This window comes from Pseudomonas sp. GW821-FHT01E10 (genome assembly GCF_059422365.1).
Window position 1 is genome coordinate 25,866 of record NZ_JBWKWT010000020.1, and the last position, 15,929, is coordinate 41,794.

General features: G+C 60.5%; 15 protein-coding genes. 7 read left to right on the forward strand and 8 right to left on the reverse strand.

Translation table 11 applies throughout. The annotated features are described in order from the left end of the window. Nucleotides 1–224 precede the first annotated feature (224 nt). The 4 genes from glsB to AC07V0_RS25060 all read left to right on the forward strand — a co-directional run bounded on the left by glsB (nucleotide 225) and on the right by AC07V0_RS25060 (nucleotide 4,425). On the forward strand, nucleotides 225–1,133 hold the full coding sequence (glsB, locus tag AC07V0_RS25045) for a glutaminase B (protein WP_018929762.1): 909 nt from the start codon (nucleotides 225–227) through the stop codon (nucleotides 1,131–1,133). An 89-nt stretch (nucleotides 1,134–1,222) separates the two neighbouring features. Further along, nucleotides 1,223–2,341 carry a DUF3616 domain-containing protein gene (locus tag AC07V0_RS25050; RefSeq protein ID WP_495020021.1) on the forward strand — a complete coding sequence of 373 codons (1,119 nt, stop codon included), beginning with the start codon at nucleotides 1,223–1,225 and terminating at the stop codon, nucleotides 2,339–2,341. 83 nt (nucleotides 2,342–2,424) lie between these two features. Then, nucleotides 2,425–3,927, forward strand: coding sequence for an aldehyde dehydrogenase family protein (locus AC07V0_RS25055; RefSeq protein WP_495020022.1), 1,503 nt, complete (start codon nucleotides 2,425–2,427; stop codon nucleotides 3,925–3,927). Nucleotides 3,928–4,074: 147 nt separating this feature from the next. Further along, a complete protein-coding gene (locus AC07V0_RS25060) occupies nucleotides 4,075–4,425 on the forward strand; it encodes a BON domain-containing protein (RefSeq protein ID WP_081625598.1) in 351 nt (116 codons plus the stop codon). Nucleotides 4,426–4,543: 118 nt separating this feature from the next. On the opposite strand, the gene AC07V0_RS25065 is transcribed toward AC07V0_RS25060, so the two are convergent. Then, on the reverse strand, nucleotides 4,544–5,203 hold the full coding sequence (locus AC07V0_RS25065) for a carbonic anhydrase (protein ID WP_495020023.1): 660 nt from the start codon (nucleotides 5,201–5,203) through the stop codon (nucleotides 4,544–4,546). 92 nt (nucleotides 5,204–5,295) lie between these two features. Beyond that, a complete protein-coding gene (gene cynS, locus AC07V0_RS25070) occupies nucleotides 5,296–5,763 on the reverse strand; it encodes a cyanase (protein ID WP_018929757.1) in 468 nt (155 codons plus the stop codon). Between the two features lie 118 nt (nucleotides 5,764–5,881). On the opposite strand from cynS, the gene cynR reads away from it, so the two are divergent. Continuing rightward, a complete protein-coding gene (gene cynR, locus AC07V0_RS25075) occupies nucleotides 5,882–6,766 on the forward strand; it encodes a transcriptional regulator CynR (RefSeq protein WP_495020024.1) in 885 nt (294 codons plus the stop codon). Nucleotide 6,767: 1 nt separating this feature from the next. Here the strand turns inward: cynR and AC07V0_RS25080 are convergent, their stop codons facing one another. From AC07V0_RS25080 to AC07V0_RS25095, 4 genes are all read right to left on the reverse strand, one after another. After that, the gene (locus AC07V0_RS25080) at nucleotides 6,768–7,070 is read right to left on the reverse strand and encodes a hypothetical protein (protein WP_018929755.1); all 303 of its coding nucleotides are present in this window, start codon (nucleotides 7,068–7,070) and stop codon (nucleotides 6,768–6,770) included. Nucleotides 7,071–7,222: 152 nt separating this feature from the next. Further along, the gene (locus AC07V0_RS25085) at nucleotides 7,223–7,552 is read right to left on the reverse strand and encodes a hypothetical protein (protein ID WP_495020025.1); all 330 of its coding nucleotides are present in this window, start codon (nucleotides 7,550–7,552) and stop codon (nucleotides 7,223–7,225) included. A 537-nt stretch (nucleotides 7,553–8,089) separates the two neighbouring features. After that, nucleotides 8,090–8,629: a GNAT family N-acetyltransferase gene (locus tag AC07V0_RS25090; protein WP_495020026.1), complete on the reverse strand. Its 540-nt coding sequence runs from the start codon at nucleotides 8,627–8,629 to the stop codon at nucleotides 8,090–8,092. A 62-nt stretch (nucleotides 8,630–8,691) separates the two neighbouring features. After that, nucleotides 8,692–10,641, reverse strand: a complete 1,950-nt coding sequence (locus AC07V0_RS25095; protein WP_495020044.1) for a DNA topoisomerase III — start codon at nucleotides 10,639–10,641, stop codon at nucleotides 8,692–8,694. A gap of 231 nt (nucleotides 10,642–10,872) precedes the next feature. On the opposite strand from AC07V0_RS25095, the gene AC07V0_RS25100 reads away from it, so the two are divergent. Next, nucleotides 10,873–11,235, forward strand: a complete 363-nt coding sequence (locus AC07V0_RS25100) for a DUF427 domain-containing protein (RefSeq protein ID WP_018929751.1) — start codon at nucleotides 10,873–10,875, stop codon at nucleotides 11,233–11,235. A 66-nt stretch (nucleotides 11,236–11,301) separates the two neighbouring features. Here the strand turns inward: AC07V0_RS25100 and AC07V0_RS25105 are convergent, their stop codons facing one another. Both AC07V0_RS25105 and AC07V0_RS25110 read right to left on the reverse strand, forming a co-directional pair. Then, on the reverse strand, nucleotides 11,302–12,924 hold the full coding sequence (locus AC07V0_RS25105; RefSeq protein WP_495020027.1) for an MFS transporter: 1,623 nt from the start codon (nucleotides 12,922–12,924) through the stop codon (nucleotides 11,302–11,304). Between the two features lie 150 nt (nucleotides 12,925–13,074). Continuing rightward, nucleotides 13,075–14,739, reverse strand: a complete 1,665-nt coding sequence (locus tag AC07V0_RS25110; protein WP_495020028.1) for a GMC family oxidoreductase — start codon at nucleotides 14,737–14,739, stop codon at nucleotides 13,075–13,077. 133 nt (nucleotides 14,740–14,872) lie between these two features. On the opposite strand from AC07V0_RS25110, the gene AC07V0_RS25115 reads away from it, so the two are divergent. Next, the gene (locus AC07V0_RS25115) at nucleotides 14,873–15,769 is read left to right on the forward strand and encodes a LysR family transcriptional regulator (RefSeq protein WP_018929748.1); all 897 of its coding nucleotides are present in this window, start codon (nucleotides 14,873–14,875) and stop codon (nucleotides 15,767–15,769) included. Nucleotides 15,770–15,929 lie beyond the last annotated feature (160 nt).

Genomic DNA, 15,929 nt, shown 5'->3' on the forward strand with positions numbered 1-15,929 from the left:
TCACTCCTGAGCAAGGGCCGACCCGGTTTACCGGTGGTCAGCGGACGACAGAAGTGTTGCAATCAGCTGTATTGGCGATATGTCTGAAAGGCCGCCCGGTGCAAGTTGGTGTATCCCGGGCCGCGACAGATACATTCGCGTACAAAACTGTGATTCAGCGCCGTCCAGCGGCGTCTAGCGACAGTGTCCCCGCAATCCCATGGGGCGAGACTTCGGAACCCGGCATGCAAGCGCTGTTGAACGAGATCCTTGACGCAGTCCGACCGTTGATCGGTCAGGGCAAAGTGGCTGACTACATTCCCGCCCTCGGCGAGGTACCGGGCAATCAATTGGGCATTGCCGTCTATGGCAATGACGGCGAGTTGTTTTGCGCGGGGGACGCCGACACGCCGTTCTCGGTGCAGAGTATTTCCAAGGTGTTCAGCCTGGTGCAGGCCATCGAACACTCCGGCGAAGCGATATGGGAACGCCTGGGCCACGAGCCGTCGGGCCAGCCGTTCAACTCGCTGGTGCAGTTGGAATTCGAGCGCGGGCGCCCGCGCAATCCCTTCATCAATGCCGGTGCGCTGGTGATCTGCGACATCAATCAATCGCGCTTTGCAGCGCCGGCATTGTCGATGCGCGATTTTGTCCGGCGCTTGTCCGGCAACCCGAACATCATGGTGGACGGCAAGGTCGCCGAATCCGAATACCAGCACCGCGCGCGTAACGCGGCCATGGCGTATCTGATGCAGTCGTTCGGCAACTTCCATAACGATGTCGAGGCGGTGCTGCGCAGCTACTTCAGCCATTGCGCGCTGCGCATGAGTTGCGTGGACCTGGCCCGGGCGTTCTGCTTCCTGGCCAACGACGGTTTCTGCAAACACAGCGGCGCACAGATCCTCAGCGCCCGCCAGACCCAACAAGTCAACTCGATCATGGCCACCAGCGGGCTGTACGACGAAGCGGGCAACTTTGCCTATCGCGTCGGTCTGCCGGGCAAGAGCGGCGTGGGCGGGGGCATCGTCGCGGTGGTGCCGGGGCAATTCACGGTGTGCGTCTGGTCACCGGAATTGAACGCCGCCGGTAACTCGCTCGCTGGCATGGCGGCGCTGGAGTTGTTGAGTCAGCGGATTGGCTGGTCGGTGTTCTGATGGCGCTCCTTGACTTGCACCGGGTGGTCGCTAACGTGAAGTAGATCTTTTGACTGCTCACCCGATCGGGTGGAGGCGCGGGTGAATCCATGATGAAGTTCGGTTCCGCGCTTCTCGTCTTCAATGAGGCGGACGCTCATTTGCGCGACGGGTTGTCTGCCGTGGTGCAGGTCGGTAATACCCTGTGGGTCGCCAATGATGAATCCTTGAGCCTTGAACGTTTCACCCGGCGCGAGTGCGCCAGCCCGGGCCAATTTCTGTTTGATCAGCAGAAGCGGTTCCCGTTGGCATCCCTGTTGACGCTGCCGGTCATGCCGGACGTTGGCAAAGAAGACGTTGAAGCAGACCTGGAGGGCATGAGCTACGACCGCGACACAGGGTATCTCTGGATCGTGGGCTCTCACAGCCTGAAACGGAAAAAGCCCGATAGCACCAAGTCCCTGAAGAAAAACGCCGAACGTCTGGCCATTGTCAGCCGTGATGGCAATCGTTTTCTCCTGGCCCGGATTCCGCTGGTCGAAGAAAACGGGACGTTCACTTTGGTGAAGAGCACCACCAGCGATGATCGAGTCGCCGCTCAATTGGCCGGCAATCAACTGGGTAACGAATTGCTCGATGAACTCAAGGACGACGAACATGTCGGGGTATTCCTGCACATTCCCAGCAAGGACAACGGGTTCGATACCGAAGGCCTCGAGGTCAATGGCAAGCGTGTTTTTATCGGGTTGCGAGGGCCTGTGCTGCGGGGATGGGCAATCATTCTGGAGGTCGAACCCGAAGACCATCCCAAGCTTGCTCACACACTGAGGCTGAAGAAAATCGGGCCGGGTGGGCGAAAGTATCGAAAGCATTTTTTCCAGCTGAATGGACTCGGCGTCAGGGACTTATGCCTCGATGGTGACGATATGTTGATCCTGGCTGGACCGACGATGGACCTCGACGGGCCCGTCACTGTATTTCGATGGCGCGACGGCGCCAGGCCAGCAGATGAAGGTTTCGTTTTCAGCGAACAATTGACGTCGGTCCTGGAGGTTCCTTACGGGCAAGGAGAAGATAAAGGCTGCGATCATGCCGAAGGGATGACCTTTATCGGCACCGAAGGCGTAGAAGAGCCATTGTTGCTGGTGGTTTATGACGTGAATTCGGACAAGCGTAAACAGGGTAGCAATGGACTGGAGCAGGACGTATTTCGACTTGCTAAAAAGTAACCGCCACCGCGTCCCGGTGAATGACGCTCCACGGATTTTCCTATACATTTTCCGACCGCCCCCCTGCATGGTGAAACCGCTTCATGTCTCTTGCGCTCGAACGTCTAGTCGCTGGCACGCCGATCCCATTTGCCGGTAATCGTGTCACGGTCGTCAGCCCCGAACTGGCGGCGCGCTTTCAGCCCGGCGACCATCTGCTGGTGGAGCAGGTCAGCGGCGAGTTGTTGCTGATCCCGGTGGCGGACCAGCAAGCGGCAGCCGTCGCCATCGAGCGCGCCGAAGCGGCGTTTGCCGCGATGTCCAGCGTTTCGGATCACGCCATCAGCGAGTTCTTCGATCGCTTCGCGCAACGCCTGGAAACCCCGGAATGCTGGGCCTTGATTGCAGCCGCCAACCTGGCCGACATCGAGCGGGCCAAGGCGCGCGGGCGTTCCACCACAAGATTGCTGGCCGATGAGCGCATGCGCCGCGACATGATTGCCGGCCTGCGGGCCTGGCGCGATGCGCCGGCCACCCGCGGTCAAGTCGTGAGCTGCGTCGAGCACGACGGCTGGAAAGTCGAGCAGGTGGTTTCGCCGCTGGGCATCGTCGCTTTTGTGTTCGAAGGCCGGCCGAATGTCTTCGCCGACGCCGCCGGTGTATTGCGCACTGGCAACACCGCGGTGCTGCGTATTGGTAGCGACGCGTTGGGCACCGCTCAGGCCATCGTCACCCATGCACTGAATCCGGCACTGGCCGATGCCGGGTTGCCGAGCGGTGCGGTGTCGCTGGTCGAAAGCGTCAATCACGCTGCTGGTTGGGCGATGTTCGCCGACCGGCGCCTGTCGCTGGCCGTGGCCCGTGGTTCGGGGCATGCGGTCAGCCAGTTGGGCAGCATCGCGCAACAGGCCGGCACCGCCGTCAGCCTGCATGGCACCGGTGGCGCCTGGCTGATCGCGAATAAAGATGCCGATGCCCAGCGCTTCGCCGCCGTGGTGCGCAATTCGCTGGACCGCAAAGTCTGCAACACCTTGAACGTTTGCCTGATCCACCGCGACCGAGCAGCCGAACTGGTGCCGCTGTTTCTCGATGCACTGCAACAGGCTGGCACCGCGCGGGGCCAGGGCTGCAAACTGCACATCGTCGAGGGCAGCGAGCAGCATTTGCCGAGCGATTGGCGCACCGCGAGCGTCGAGGTGTACCGCGCCGAAGGCTATCAGACCGAAGCACAGGCCGAACCGCTGCCCGAGGACCAATTGGGCCGCGAGTGGGAATGGGAAGAAACCCCGGAAGTCAGCCTGAAGATCGTCGACGATCTGGATCAGGCCATTGCCTTGTTCAACCGCTACAGCCCGCAATTCACCGTGTCGCTGATCAGTGAGGATGCCCAGGCGCAGGCGCGGTTCTACAACGCGGTCAACGCGCCTTTTGTCGGCAACGGGATCACCCGCTGGGTCGACGGACAGTACGCGCTGAACAAGCCGGAACTGGGGCTTTCGAACTGGGAGAGCGGTCGCCTGTTTGCGCGCAGCGCGATTCTCTCGGGTGATGGCGTGTTCACGATCCGCAGCCGCATGACCCAGACGAGCCTGTCAGTCAAACGCTGAGAGCGGTAAGTAAAGCTGCTCCCAGAGGATTTTCATCGCTCATCAGGAGCCGCCGGCCGCAGGCAACGGCACGCACTATACTTATTGTGTGTCCGTGCCCGCGCGGGGACGGACAGCGCATCTGATTACGTGTGAGAGGATTGCGCCATGAAACTTCATGACTTCCAACATTACTCCCATGGTCTGGAAACGGTCGTTCACGACACGTGGATTACCACCCGGGTGAAGTCGGCCCTGGCCTTGGCCGATACCACTCTTGGCCTGAATGTCCATGTCAAAACCCATGCGGGTGCGGTGGCATTGAGCGGTCGCGTCAATACCCATAGACAGTGTGAGCACGCTGTTGCTCTGGCCCGTTCGGTTCCTGGTGTCGTCAACATCGATGCCAGCGAATTGCTCACTCATGTGTTCACCCCAGGCAGTTTTCCAGAAGCGCCCAACGCTGAAGACACACCTGAACGTCGGCCACAATCGTCAGCCAAGACGGACGACAAATAACCAGGGCGACCGTGTGAGTGTCACATTCCCGGCCGGGAAACGAGGACGGGCGCAGTAGCGCGCCTGTCCACTTTGTAACGCTGCGCCAAGCCTGGTGCAGCTTGTGCGGTCGACACCTTCAGGCGGCTTCGACCGTTTTGCCGTGCACGGCGCAAGTGCCGGGGTGTTCGGCCAGCGACTCGAAGCTGTGACTGCCGGCATCCAGGGCATCGACCGAGCCGGTTTCGATGTCATAGACCCAGCCATGCAGGTTCAACAGGCCTTTTTCCAGGGCCAGGCGCACGCTCGGGTGGGTCTGGATATTCGCCAGTTGGGCGATGACGTTTTCCCGCACCATCGAACTGACCTTGGCCGCGTCGCTGGCATGAGGGCGGGCTTCGTTGATCACCTTGGCCGACTCGGCGTGCTGCAACCAGCCGCTGACGGCGGGCAGGTGATCCATGCATTTGCACTGGGAAATGGCGGTCATGGCGCCACAGTCCGAATGCCCGCAGATCACGATGTCCGTCACGCCCAATACCGCGACCGCATATTCCACCGTGGCCGACACGCCGCCCGGATGCGGGCTGTAAGAGGGCACGATATTGCCGGCGTTGCGCACCACGAACAGTTCGCCGGGCTCTTGCTGGGTCAGCAGTTCCGGTACCACGCGGCTGTCGGAACAGGTGATGAACAAGGTGCCGGGATGCTGGGTGGTGGCCAGGTGTTTGAACAGGTCGGTACGTTGCGGAAACGCTTCTTTCTGAAACTTCAATAAACCTTCGATGAGCGCTTTCATGGCGGACTTCCTTGCAATGAATGAGGGGGCGTAGCAGCCTCGCAGGCTCGGCAGCTGCTACGGGGTATCGCTTGCTAAAGGTGGCCAGTTGCTTAGAACGGACGCAGCGGCAGGAACTTGCCGTCCAGGGTAATCACGGCGCGGGAGCCGCCTTCCGGGTCTTCGACCTTTTTCAGGTCCAGCTTGAAGTTGATCGCGCTGATGATGCCGTCGCCGAACTGCTCGTGAACCAGGGCTTTGAGCGTGGTGCCGTAGATCTGGATCATTTCGTAGAAACGGTAGATGGTCGGGTCGGTCGGAACACCCGACAGGCTGCCGCGCAGCGGGATGATTTGCAGGCGGGCCACGGAGTCGGCGTCCAGCTCGAGTTTTTCGCCGATTACTCTGGCGGCGGCTTCCGGCAGTGGATGCTGGCCGAGCAGGGCGGCGGTGACGTAGGCCAGACCCAGGCCGGTGCCGTCAGTCAGATCCTGCCAGGACAGATTCTTGCGCGCCTTGGCATCGAGGATCGAAGTGGTCAGGGCCAGACTAGTGTCCTGGTAAGCGTGGGACTGTTGCATGGTGTGACTCCTATCGGTTGTGGCTGGAAAGTGGAGCCATCTTCGGTTGATTGATCCATAGCGTCCAAGATCGATATACAATGCTTTGCATAAGTCCTTCCTATAGATGATGAGCCCCATGCTGCTCCGACATTTGCGCTACCTGCTGGCGGTCGCCGACCACGGCGGCTTCACCCGCGCTGCGGAGGCGTTGCACGTCTCCCAACCGACACTGTCCCAGCAGATCCGGCAACTGGAGGAAACCCTGGGTGTCAGCCTGTTCGACCGCACCTCGCGCACGGTCAAAGCGACCGACGCGGGGCAGGCCTATATCGAATGCGCCCGGCGGGTGCTGGTGGAACTGGAAGCGGGCAAACGCGCGCTGCATGATGTGAAGGACTTGTCTCGCGGCACCTTGCGACTGGCCATGACGCCAACGTTCATGGCGTATCTGGTGGGGCCGCTGGTGCGCGATTACGCGGCGAAGTTTCCGAACATCCATCTGCAGATTTTCGAGTTGTCGATGGATGACATCGAGGCGGGGTTGCTCGATGACTCGCTGGACATTGCCATTGCCTTCACCCCGGTGAGGAGCCCGGATATCGAGTGCGTGCCGGCGTTTGTCGAGACTCTGGGTGTGGTGGTCGGGCACCGTCATCCGTTGTACGAACGGCAGATCCCGCTATCGCCCAAGGAGATGGCGCAATTGGAATTCGCGTTGCTGACGCCGGACTTCATCACCCGATCCTCAGTCGACGAGTATTTTCGGCAGCAGAACATCACGCCCAAGGTGGCGATCGAGGTGAATTCGGTGAGTACGTTGCTGGAGGTCATTCGCCACACGCCGATGGCCACCATCCTCCCGGAGCCCATCGCCACGGCGGAACGGGCATTGCGCCGAATTGAATTACAGGGCGAGGCACCCCGGCGCGACGCGGCATTGCTGCGCAGGAAGAACAACTATCACAGTGCCGCGTCTGTGGCGTTCGCGAACCTGGTGATGGCCGGCAGCACCAGCGTGTGAATCAATCATCCACCGACTGGCAGATGCCATTGCCGCCTTTCTTGCTGGTATAGGTCACGGCTACCGTGTCGTCATCCGCGATGCTGATCGAGATCGTCACATCCGGCCCCTTGGCCTCGAAAAGGCGATCATTGATCATTTTGGTCTGGGCTTCTTTGCTGTTGATCATCACCGGACCATCCTGGTCGGCGTGGACCATGATTTTCCCGGGACAGTCCACATCGAAGGCGGGAATGCCGGGGAGACTGTTCGCATGGGCTGCACTCGCCAATGCCAGTAGCATGAATGTCAGGGTTGTTTTCATCGCAGACCTCCAGCGGATAAACCGATGTCCAGCGCACTGTTAACCATAGCCCTGTTCTTTTGACCCGGTGCAAAGTCAGAGGTGCAGACGGTGACGAATAAAAAAGGCCCCGCTCGATAAAACGAGCGGGGCCTTCTTGTGTTTGGGAGAGATCAGTACAACCGATCAATCACCCGAACTTCATTCTGGTTCTGCAGCGAGGCCCACGCCTGTGTCAGCGTTTGCAGCACATTACCGATGAAGTCCTTGTCGGCCGCGGCTTTCTTGCCGACATAGCCCTGGCCGCGACGGTACATCTTCATGCGGGCCAGCAGGTTCTGGTTGTTCCTGTCGAACTCTTCTTCGTGGGCATGGGGCGACAGGCAGTCGATATGGACCTGGCCCGATTTGCTGATCCACAGAATATGGCTGTCATGGCTGTCTTTTTGCGCAGCGAACAAACGAGCCAGTTCATCGATAGTAGGTTGATTGTTCAGATTCATTGTAAGCCCCTTGACCATTTGGTGATCTTTCAAAGTTGATTCGCTAATACAGGTAGCCCATCGGTTAGTTGATCCCTGGCACCGAAACCAGGACGTCAGCGGTCGACCGTCAATACGACGGGGTCGCGCATCTGTTGCATGTAGTCGTGTTGAATAACTGCTACGCAATAGCGTCACAACGAAGAGAAGCAGCGAAAACCTGGAGGCCACTGCCGACGTTTTCAGGGTCGGCCACAAGCTTCATGAGGATTGATCGCTAGCGTTTCTCGCCCTTGTACTGGACGTTCAGGCCAGGTCAGCTTCTTCAATCTGCCTTGTGGGCAGCGTGTATCCGGGAAAAACAGCTCGGCGGTCAGACGAACTTGCTCAAACGTGTTGCCTGTACTCCCGATCGGGGAGACGTCTGCATCATGCAAGGGCAAATCGGAGGCGTCAACGGTTTTGTAGTGATTATTTTTGTTCACTACATATTGTCGGACAAAGTGGTTTTGGAATTAGAAAGTCAGCGTGGCCACCGTTTGGAATCTTCGGCAGCGCTTACCCCGGCCCCGTAGGCGTTGCCGAGGGCTGCGATCTTTCAAAGCGGTAAACGGTGCATGGATAACCGTCGATCGGCAGCTGATGCACGGTGAATGCTCCGCCCGTGAGATCGGGCATCACCCTGGCCCAGAACAGCCGCGCAGGCTGGTTGGCATCGATGTGGAAAATCTGCCATTGACCGGGGAAGCGGCTCAAGAGGGCAGAGACGACAAACTTCGCGACACCTTGGCCACGAAAGCGTCGACTGATAAAAAAGTAGCCGATGTTGTACTCGGCGCCGACGATATGGGTTTCGTTATCCACGGTCACGAACCCTGCCAGCTCGCTGTCGACCTTGATCAGAAACGGCCGGGTTGCCGGGTTGCGCCAGTAGTCCAGTCTGGGCTGGATGTTGAAGAAACCATGTTCCCCGAGCTTCAGCGGCAGCCATTCGCTGAAATCGTACATGTAGAACTGCATCAGGTTTTCGATGGTTTCCAGTTCGTCGCGCTGGGCGGCGTGCAGTTCTATCGAGGGCTGGCTCCTGATTGTCGTCATGGTCGTACCTTCCGTGTCTTAACTGACATTGAAGAACACTAGACCATTTCGATTCGCTGCCCTCAAACCTTGCCCGCCGGTTTCGCCGCGCGCTTGGTTCCAGTCGAAGGCTTGCGTTTGGCGGGTTTGCGTTTGTTTTTCCACGGTGTGGCGCCACGCCCGGCCGGGCTTGCCGGCCCGCTGATGGTCAGGTTCAGGCCGGCGCAACGCGCCACTTGCTTGCTCATCCACGCGGCCTGTTTGGTGACGAATTCTTCCAGGCTCATTTCACCGCTCTGCACCATGTCCAGCGCCTGTTCCCAGATTGCCGTGGTGCCGGGGTCGGCAATCGCTCGCGGCACCGCATCGATCAGGCTGAAAGCCGCCGGCGTCGCGGCCAGGGCCTTGCCGTTCTTGATCAGATAACCACGATCCAATAGGCCCTGGATGATCGAGGCGCGTGTGGCTTCGGTGCCGATGCCGGTGGTGTCCTTGAGCTTTTGCTTGAGCAGCGGATCTTCCACCAGTTTGGCAACGTTCTTCATTGCCTTGATCAGATCGCCTTCGGTGAATGGCTTGGGCGGCTGGGTCCAGAGGTCCTTGAGCTTCACGTCGGCCACCGCGCAGTCACGCCCTTCGGCCAGTGTCGGCAGTGTTTGCGGTGCCGGTGCTTCGCGGCCCTTGGCGGGCGCGAGGGCTTCGGGCAGGGCGCGTTTCCAGCCGGGCTCGACAATCTGCTTGCCCACGGCACGCAAGGCTTCACCGGCGCATTCGAAGTCGGCCTGGGTGCGGTCGTATTCATGATTGGGCAGGAACTGCGCCAGGTAACGCGCACGAATCAGGGTGTAGACCGCCCGTTGCTTGCCCACCAGTCGATCGAGATTCTTCGCCGCGGCGGTCGGAATGATGCCGTGGTGCGCGCTGACCTTGGCATCGTTCCAGGCCCGCGATCGGCGTTGCGGCTCCAGATAATCGTGCAAGGCGTTCAGGGCCGGATCGGCTTGCCGGAGCGCCGCCAGAATACCCGGCGCTTCGCTGTGCTGACTCAGGGGCAGGTAGCCGCAGTCGCTGCGCGGGTAGGTGATGACTTTATGGGTTTCATACAGGGCCTGGGCGATATCGAGGGTTTCCTGGGCGCCGAGCCCGAGTTTTTTCGAGCAGACTTCCTGCAAAGTACCCAGGTCGAACGGCAGCGGCGCGACTTCGCGCATGCGCTCGGTACGTAGCTTGATCACCCGAGCGCTCGCCGCATTGCCAATGGCCGCAGCCGCCTGCTGGGCCAGCGCCTGGTTCAGGCAGCGATCCTGATCGTCACAAGCATCGGACGCCGCGCGCCACTGGGCAGTGAACGCAGTGCCATCGTGCAGCAGTTGCACGTCGATGGCCCAGTAGGCCACCGGGACGAAATCGGCAATGCTGCGGTCGCGATCCACCACCAGGCGCAAAGTCGGCGTCTGCACCCGACCGACCGGCAACACGCCCTGATAGCCGGACTGACGCCCCAGCAGGGTGAACAGCCGACTCATGTTCATCCCGATCAACCAGTCGGCCCGGGAGCGCCCCAACGCCGAATGATAGAGGCTGAACGTCTCGGCCCCCGGCTTGAGCGCCGCCAGCGCCTTGCGGATCGATGCATCGTCCAGGGCCGACAACCACAGCCGCTGGATCGGCCCGCGATAACGGCAATGTTCCACCAGTTCCCGGGCGATCATCTCGCCCTCACGGTCGGCGTCGGTGGCAATCACCAGTTCACTGGCCTCGCCGAGCAGGCGTTTGACTGCCTTGTACTGGCTGGCCGTGCGCGGCTTGACGGTCATTTTCCATTTTTCGGGAATGATCGGCAGATCCGCCAGCACCCAGCGCTTGTAACGCGCGTCGTAGGCATCCGGCGGCGCGGTTTCCAGCAGGTGGCCGATGCACCAGGTCACTGTGACGTCCGTTCCCAGCCAGCAGCCGTCGCCCCGACGCCTGGCGCCGAGCACGGCCGCGATGTCTTTGGCCTGGGAAGGTTTTTCACAGAGGTACAGCCGCATAAGCACCATCATCGATCAGTGTTCGAGAGGTGCACAGAATGGCGGGTGATGAGCGATGGAGCAATCTTTATCTGTATGGATGTACAGCTTGAGCTGTTGCGTTTGATGACAGCGGTCAATCCAGCGACTGAAGCACGCTCCGTTCGGCTGCGAAGTACTCGCGATACCAGAACATGGGGTATACCTGTTGGGGCGCGGAAACCGCACAACAGCAACAGAGGAACCTACTTCATGAAAGTCCCAGGTGCCGGTAGTCCCATCTCCATCGTCCCCCAACCCGGCTGCGTGGTGGTGAAGTTCCATGGCATTCAAGTGGCGTCGTCCACTCGGGCGCTGGTCATGCATGAGACCAATTATCCTCCGGTGTACTACATCCCGCGGGAGGACATCGCCGAACAGTATTTCGCCCGCACCGACCACACCAGCTATTGCCCGTACAAGGGCGATGCAAGCTATTACAGCCTGCAGATCCCCGGGCATGAAGGTGCCAATGCGGTATGGAGTTATGAGCACCCCAAGGTGTCGGTTGCGCAGATTGGCGGGTATGTGGCGTTCTATCCTGACGAAGTGACGTTTGAGGTGCTCAAGACCTGATGTACAGAAAACATTTTGTGGCGAGGGGGCTTGCACCCTCGCCACAAACTAACCTCCCGTTAGCGCTCAGTTTTTATCGAGGTCCACGTTTTTCGTCTCGCGCAAACACATCATCCCCACCACCAGGCTCACCGCGGTAATCACCACCGGGTACCACAGCCCGTAGAAAATATCCCCGGTGTACACCACCAGGGCAAACGACACCGTCGGCAGGAACCCACCAAACCAGCCGTTGCCGATGTGATAGGGCAGGGACATCGAGGTGTAGCGAATGCGGGTCGGGAACAGTTCGACCATCAGCGCCGCCAGCGGGCCGTAGCACATGGCGGAGATGATGATCAGCGCGACGATCAACACCACGATCATCGGTTTATTGATCAGCTGGATGTCGGCTTTTGACGGATACCCGGCCAGGGTCACTGCGCCGCGCAGGGCCGCTTCGTCAAAGCCGTCGAGCTTCACGTCACCGACGCTCACCTGCACACCGCTGCCGGTCGGGGCCGCTTCGCTGCTGTAGGGCAGGCCCTGTTTGACCAGGAAGGTTTTGACCTTGTCGCACGGGCTATCAAATTTCGCCTTGCCCACCGGGTCGAACTGGAAGGTGCAGGTGGCCGGGTCGGCCAGCACGGTGATAGGTGCCTGACGGCTGGCCTGGTCGATGGCCGGGTTGGCGTAGTGGGCGATGGACTTGAAGATCGGAAAGTACAGTGCAGTCGCCAGCAGCAGGCCGATCATCAGCACGGGTTTGCGTCCGACCTTGTCCGACAGCCAGCCAAAAAAGATGAAGAACGGCGCGCCAATGATCACGCTGACAATCAGCAGGCTGTTGGCCAGGGCCGGGTCCATTTTCAGGAACTGCGTGAGGAAGAACAGCACGTAGAACTGCGCGGCATAGAAGGTCACCGCTTGCCCGGCGTTGATGCTGAACAGGGCGATCAGCACCACTTTAAGGTTTTCCCATTTGCCGAAGGAGTCGCGCAGCGGCGACTTGCAGAGTTTGCCTTCCTCTTTCATTTTCACGAACGCAGGCGACTCGTGCAGGCTCAGGCGAATCCAGGTGGAAATGCCCAGCAGCACGATCGAAAACAGAAACGGAATGCGCCAGCCCCAGACTTCGAACTGGTCGCCGGTGAAGTAACGGCAGCCCAGCACCACCAGCAGCGACAGCAGCAAGCCGAGGGTGGCGGTGGATTGAATCCAGCTGGTGTGGAAGCCGCGTTTGCCGATCGGTGCGTGTTCGGCGACGTAAGTGGCAGCGCCGCCGTACTCACCACCCAGCGCCAGCCCCTGGAGCATGCGCAGCACCACGAGGATGATCGGCGCGGCGATGCCGATGCTCGCGTAAGTCGGCAGCAAACCGACGCAGAAAGTCGCCAGACCCATGAGGACGATGGTCGCGAGGAACGTGTATTTACGCCCGATCATGTCCCCCAACCGTCCGAACACCAACGCACCGAACGGGCGCACGATGAAGCCGGCGGCGAAGGCCATCAGCGCGAAGATGAACGCCGTGGTGTCGTTGACCCCGGCGAAGAACTGTTTGCTGATCACCGCCGCGAGGGCGCCGTAGAGGAAAAAGTCGTACCACTCGAACACCGTCCCCAGGGACGAGGCGAAGATGACTTTCTGGGTTTCCTGACTGGTGCCCGCGCTGCGGACGGCTTCCAGGGGCTGAACATGTTCTGACATATCGGTATCCCTCACAGTGATTGTTTTTGTTGTTCCACTGTCGACGCCAGCCTTGTGGGCGGGTGCCGCGTTTATCCATAAAGCGGGGTGTACGTCGATCTTTGTAGGAGCGAAGCTTGCTCGCGAAGGCGTCAGACCTGACACACCGCGTCATCGTTCTTCGCGGGCAAGCCTCGCTCCTACAGTGGGCTTCTGCGGGTTGAGGCTCCTTGTGTCTGGACTGAGGATCAGTTGCGCGGCTTTCTCGGCGATCATCAATGTCGGCGAGCAGGTGTTGCCCGAGGTGATGCGCGGCATGATCGAGGCGTCGGCGATGCGCAGGCCGGGGATGCCATGAACGCGCAGCTCAGCGTCGACTACCGCGTCCGCGTCGTTGCCCATCCGGCAGGTGCCCACCGGGTGGAAAATGGTGGTGCCGATTCGGGCGGCGGCTTCGTGCAATTGCTCTTCGCTCTGCAAGCTGTCGCCGGGCAGGTATTCCACCGGTTTGAACGCTTGCAGGGCGGGGGCGCGAACGATGCGGCGGGTCAGGCGGATCGCGTCGGCCGCCACTCGCAAGTCTTCGGGATGGCTCAAGTAGTTGGGCTGAATCAGCGGCGCTTCCCGCGGGTCGGCGGAGCGAATGTCTATGCGCCCACGGCTTTGCGGGCGCAGATCGCAGACCGACGCGGTGAAGGCGGGGAAGGCGTGCAGCGGTTCGCCAAAGCGCTCCAGCGACAGGGGTTGCACGTGGTATTCGAGGTTCGCCGAGGTCTGCTCCGGCCCCGAACGGGCGAAGGCGCCGAGTTGGCTTGGGGCCATGGACAATGGGCCGCTGCGGTCATACAGATAACGCAGGCCCATGCCCATCTTGCCCCACAGCGTGCCGGAGATCTGGTTCAGGGTGCGGGCGTTTTCCAGTTTGTAGATCAGCCGCAGTTGCAGGTGATCCTGCAGGTTGCCGCCCACGCCGGGCAGTTCATGGGCAACGCCGATGCCGAGTTGTTGCAGCAGCGGGCGAGGGCCGATGCCGGAACGCTGGAGGATGCCGGGTGAACCGACGGAGCCGGCACACAGGATGATTTCCTTACGCGCCTTGAAGGTTTTCGCCTTATCTTGCCAACGGGCGCTGATCGCCGAGGCACGGCCGTTTTCCAGCAGCACGCGGTCGACTTCAACATCAGTCAGCACCGTGAGGTTGGTGCGGTGACGGACCGGTTTGAGAAACGCCTTGGCCGCGTTCCAGCGCACCCCGGCTTTCTGGTTGACCTGGAAATAGCCGCAGCCTTCGTTGTCGCCCTGGTTGAAGTCATCGATGCTGGCAATGCCGCTTTGTTCGGCAGCAGTGCGGAAGGCATCGAGAATCGGCCACGACAGGCGTTGCCGCTCGATCCGCCATTCGCCGGCGGCGCCGTGAAACTCCGAATCGCCGGCAAAATGGTTTTCGCTTTGTTTGAACAGCGGCAGCACGTCTTGCCAGCCCCACCCAGGATTACCCTCGGCCGCCCAGCCATCGTAGTCGCCAGCCTGGCCGCGCATGTAGATCATGCCGTTGATCGAGGAACAGCCGCCGAGTACCTTGCCGCGCGGGTAGCTCAGGGCGCGGCCTTGCAGGCCCGGTTGCGACTCGGTCTTGAAACACCAGTCGGTGCGCGGGTTGCCGATGCAGAACAGGTAACCCACGGGGATGTGAATCCACGGATAGTTGTCGCGGCCGCCGGCTTCGAGCAGCAACACGCGGTGTTGCGGGTTGGCTGACAGTCGATTGGCCAGCAAACACCCGGCCGGCCCGGCGCCGACCACGATGTAGTCGTATTCATCAAGGGAAGTCTGCATCCCTGACCTCGTATTGTTGTTCTTGTTGTCGGTCATCCTAGTTGTTAGCTTTCGTTAAAAGAATGTTAGTTTTTGCGCAGCCGCTGTGCGTTTTTAAATAGCGTGGTTAACGGCATCGCCTCAAGGATGGTTCATGTTCGACTGGAATGACCTGCGGTTTTTTCTCGAATTGCAGCGCAGCGGCCGCTTGCTGACCGCCGCCCGCCGCTTGAACACCACCCACGCCACCGTGGCCCGGCACATCGAGGCCATCGAAAAAAGCCTCGGCACCGCGCTGTTCGTCCAGCATGCCCAGGGCTACGAATTGACCCCGGCCGGCGAAGCGCTGCTCAAGCATGCCGAGGCCATGGAAAACGTCGCGTTGCTGGCCCAGGAAGAAATCACCCAATCCACCGCGCCGCTGGGCAAGATCCGCGTCGGGGTAACGGAGGGGCTGGGCATCATGTTCCTCGCCAGCCGCATGAACGGCTTGTTCGAACGCTATCCGGGGCTGGAAGTGGAACTGGTGGCGGTGCCGCGCTTCGTCAGCATCCTCAACCGTGAAGCGGAGATCAGCATTCACCTGGAACGCCCGGCCGCCGACATGCTGGTCACCCGCAAACTCACCGACTATCGACTGGCGCTCTACGCCAGCCAAGCCTATCTGGACCGCTCGCCACCGCTGCGCAGCCGCGAAGACCTCGGCCGCCACGCGTGGATCGGCTACGTCGACGACTTGTTATTCAGCCAGGAACTGATGTTCCTCAACAGCTTCTGCCGCAATCCACAGGTGGTGTTTCACAGCACCAGCGTCATCGCCCAACAACAGGCCGCACGCTCGGGCCTGGGGATCGCCGTGCTGCCGTGCTACATGGCCAGCGCCGATCCTGAACTGGTGCCGTTGCTGCCGGACGAAAGCATCCAGCGCAGTTATTGGATCAGTACGCGGCGCGAGCTGCACAAATCGGTGCGGCTGCGGGTGTTGTGGGATTACGTGGTGGAGTTGTGTGAGCGTGAGCAGGCTCTGCTGCGAGGCTCCATTCCTTTGTAGGAACGAGCGGTGCGGCGATCCGACTTGCCTGCGAAGGCGTCAGGTCTGGCACACCGCGTTATCGTTCTTCGCGGGCTAGCCTCGCTCGGGTAATGGAATCTTGAGTCAGTGAGAAACCTGTGGCGAGGGAGCTTGCTCCCGCTTGAGTGCGTAGCACTCA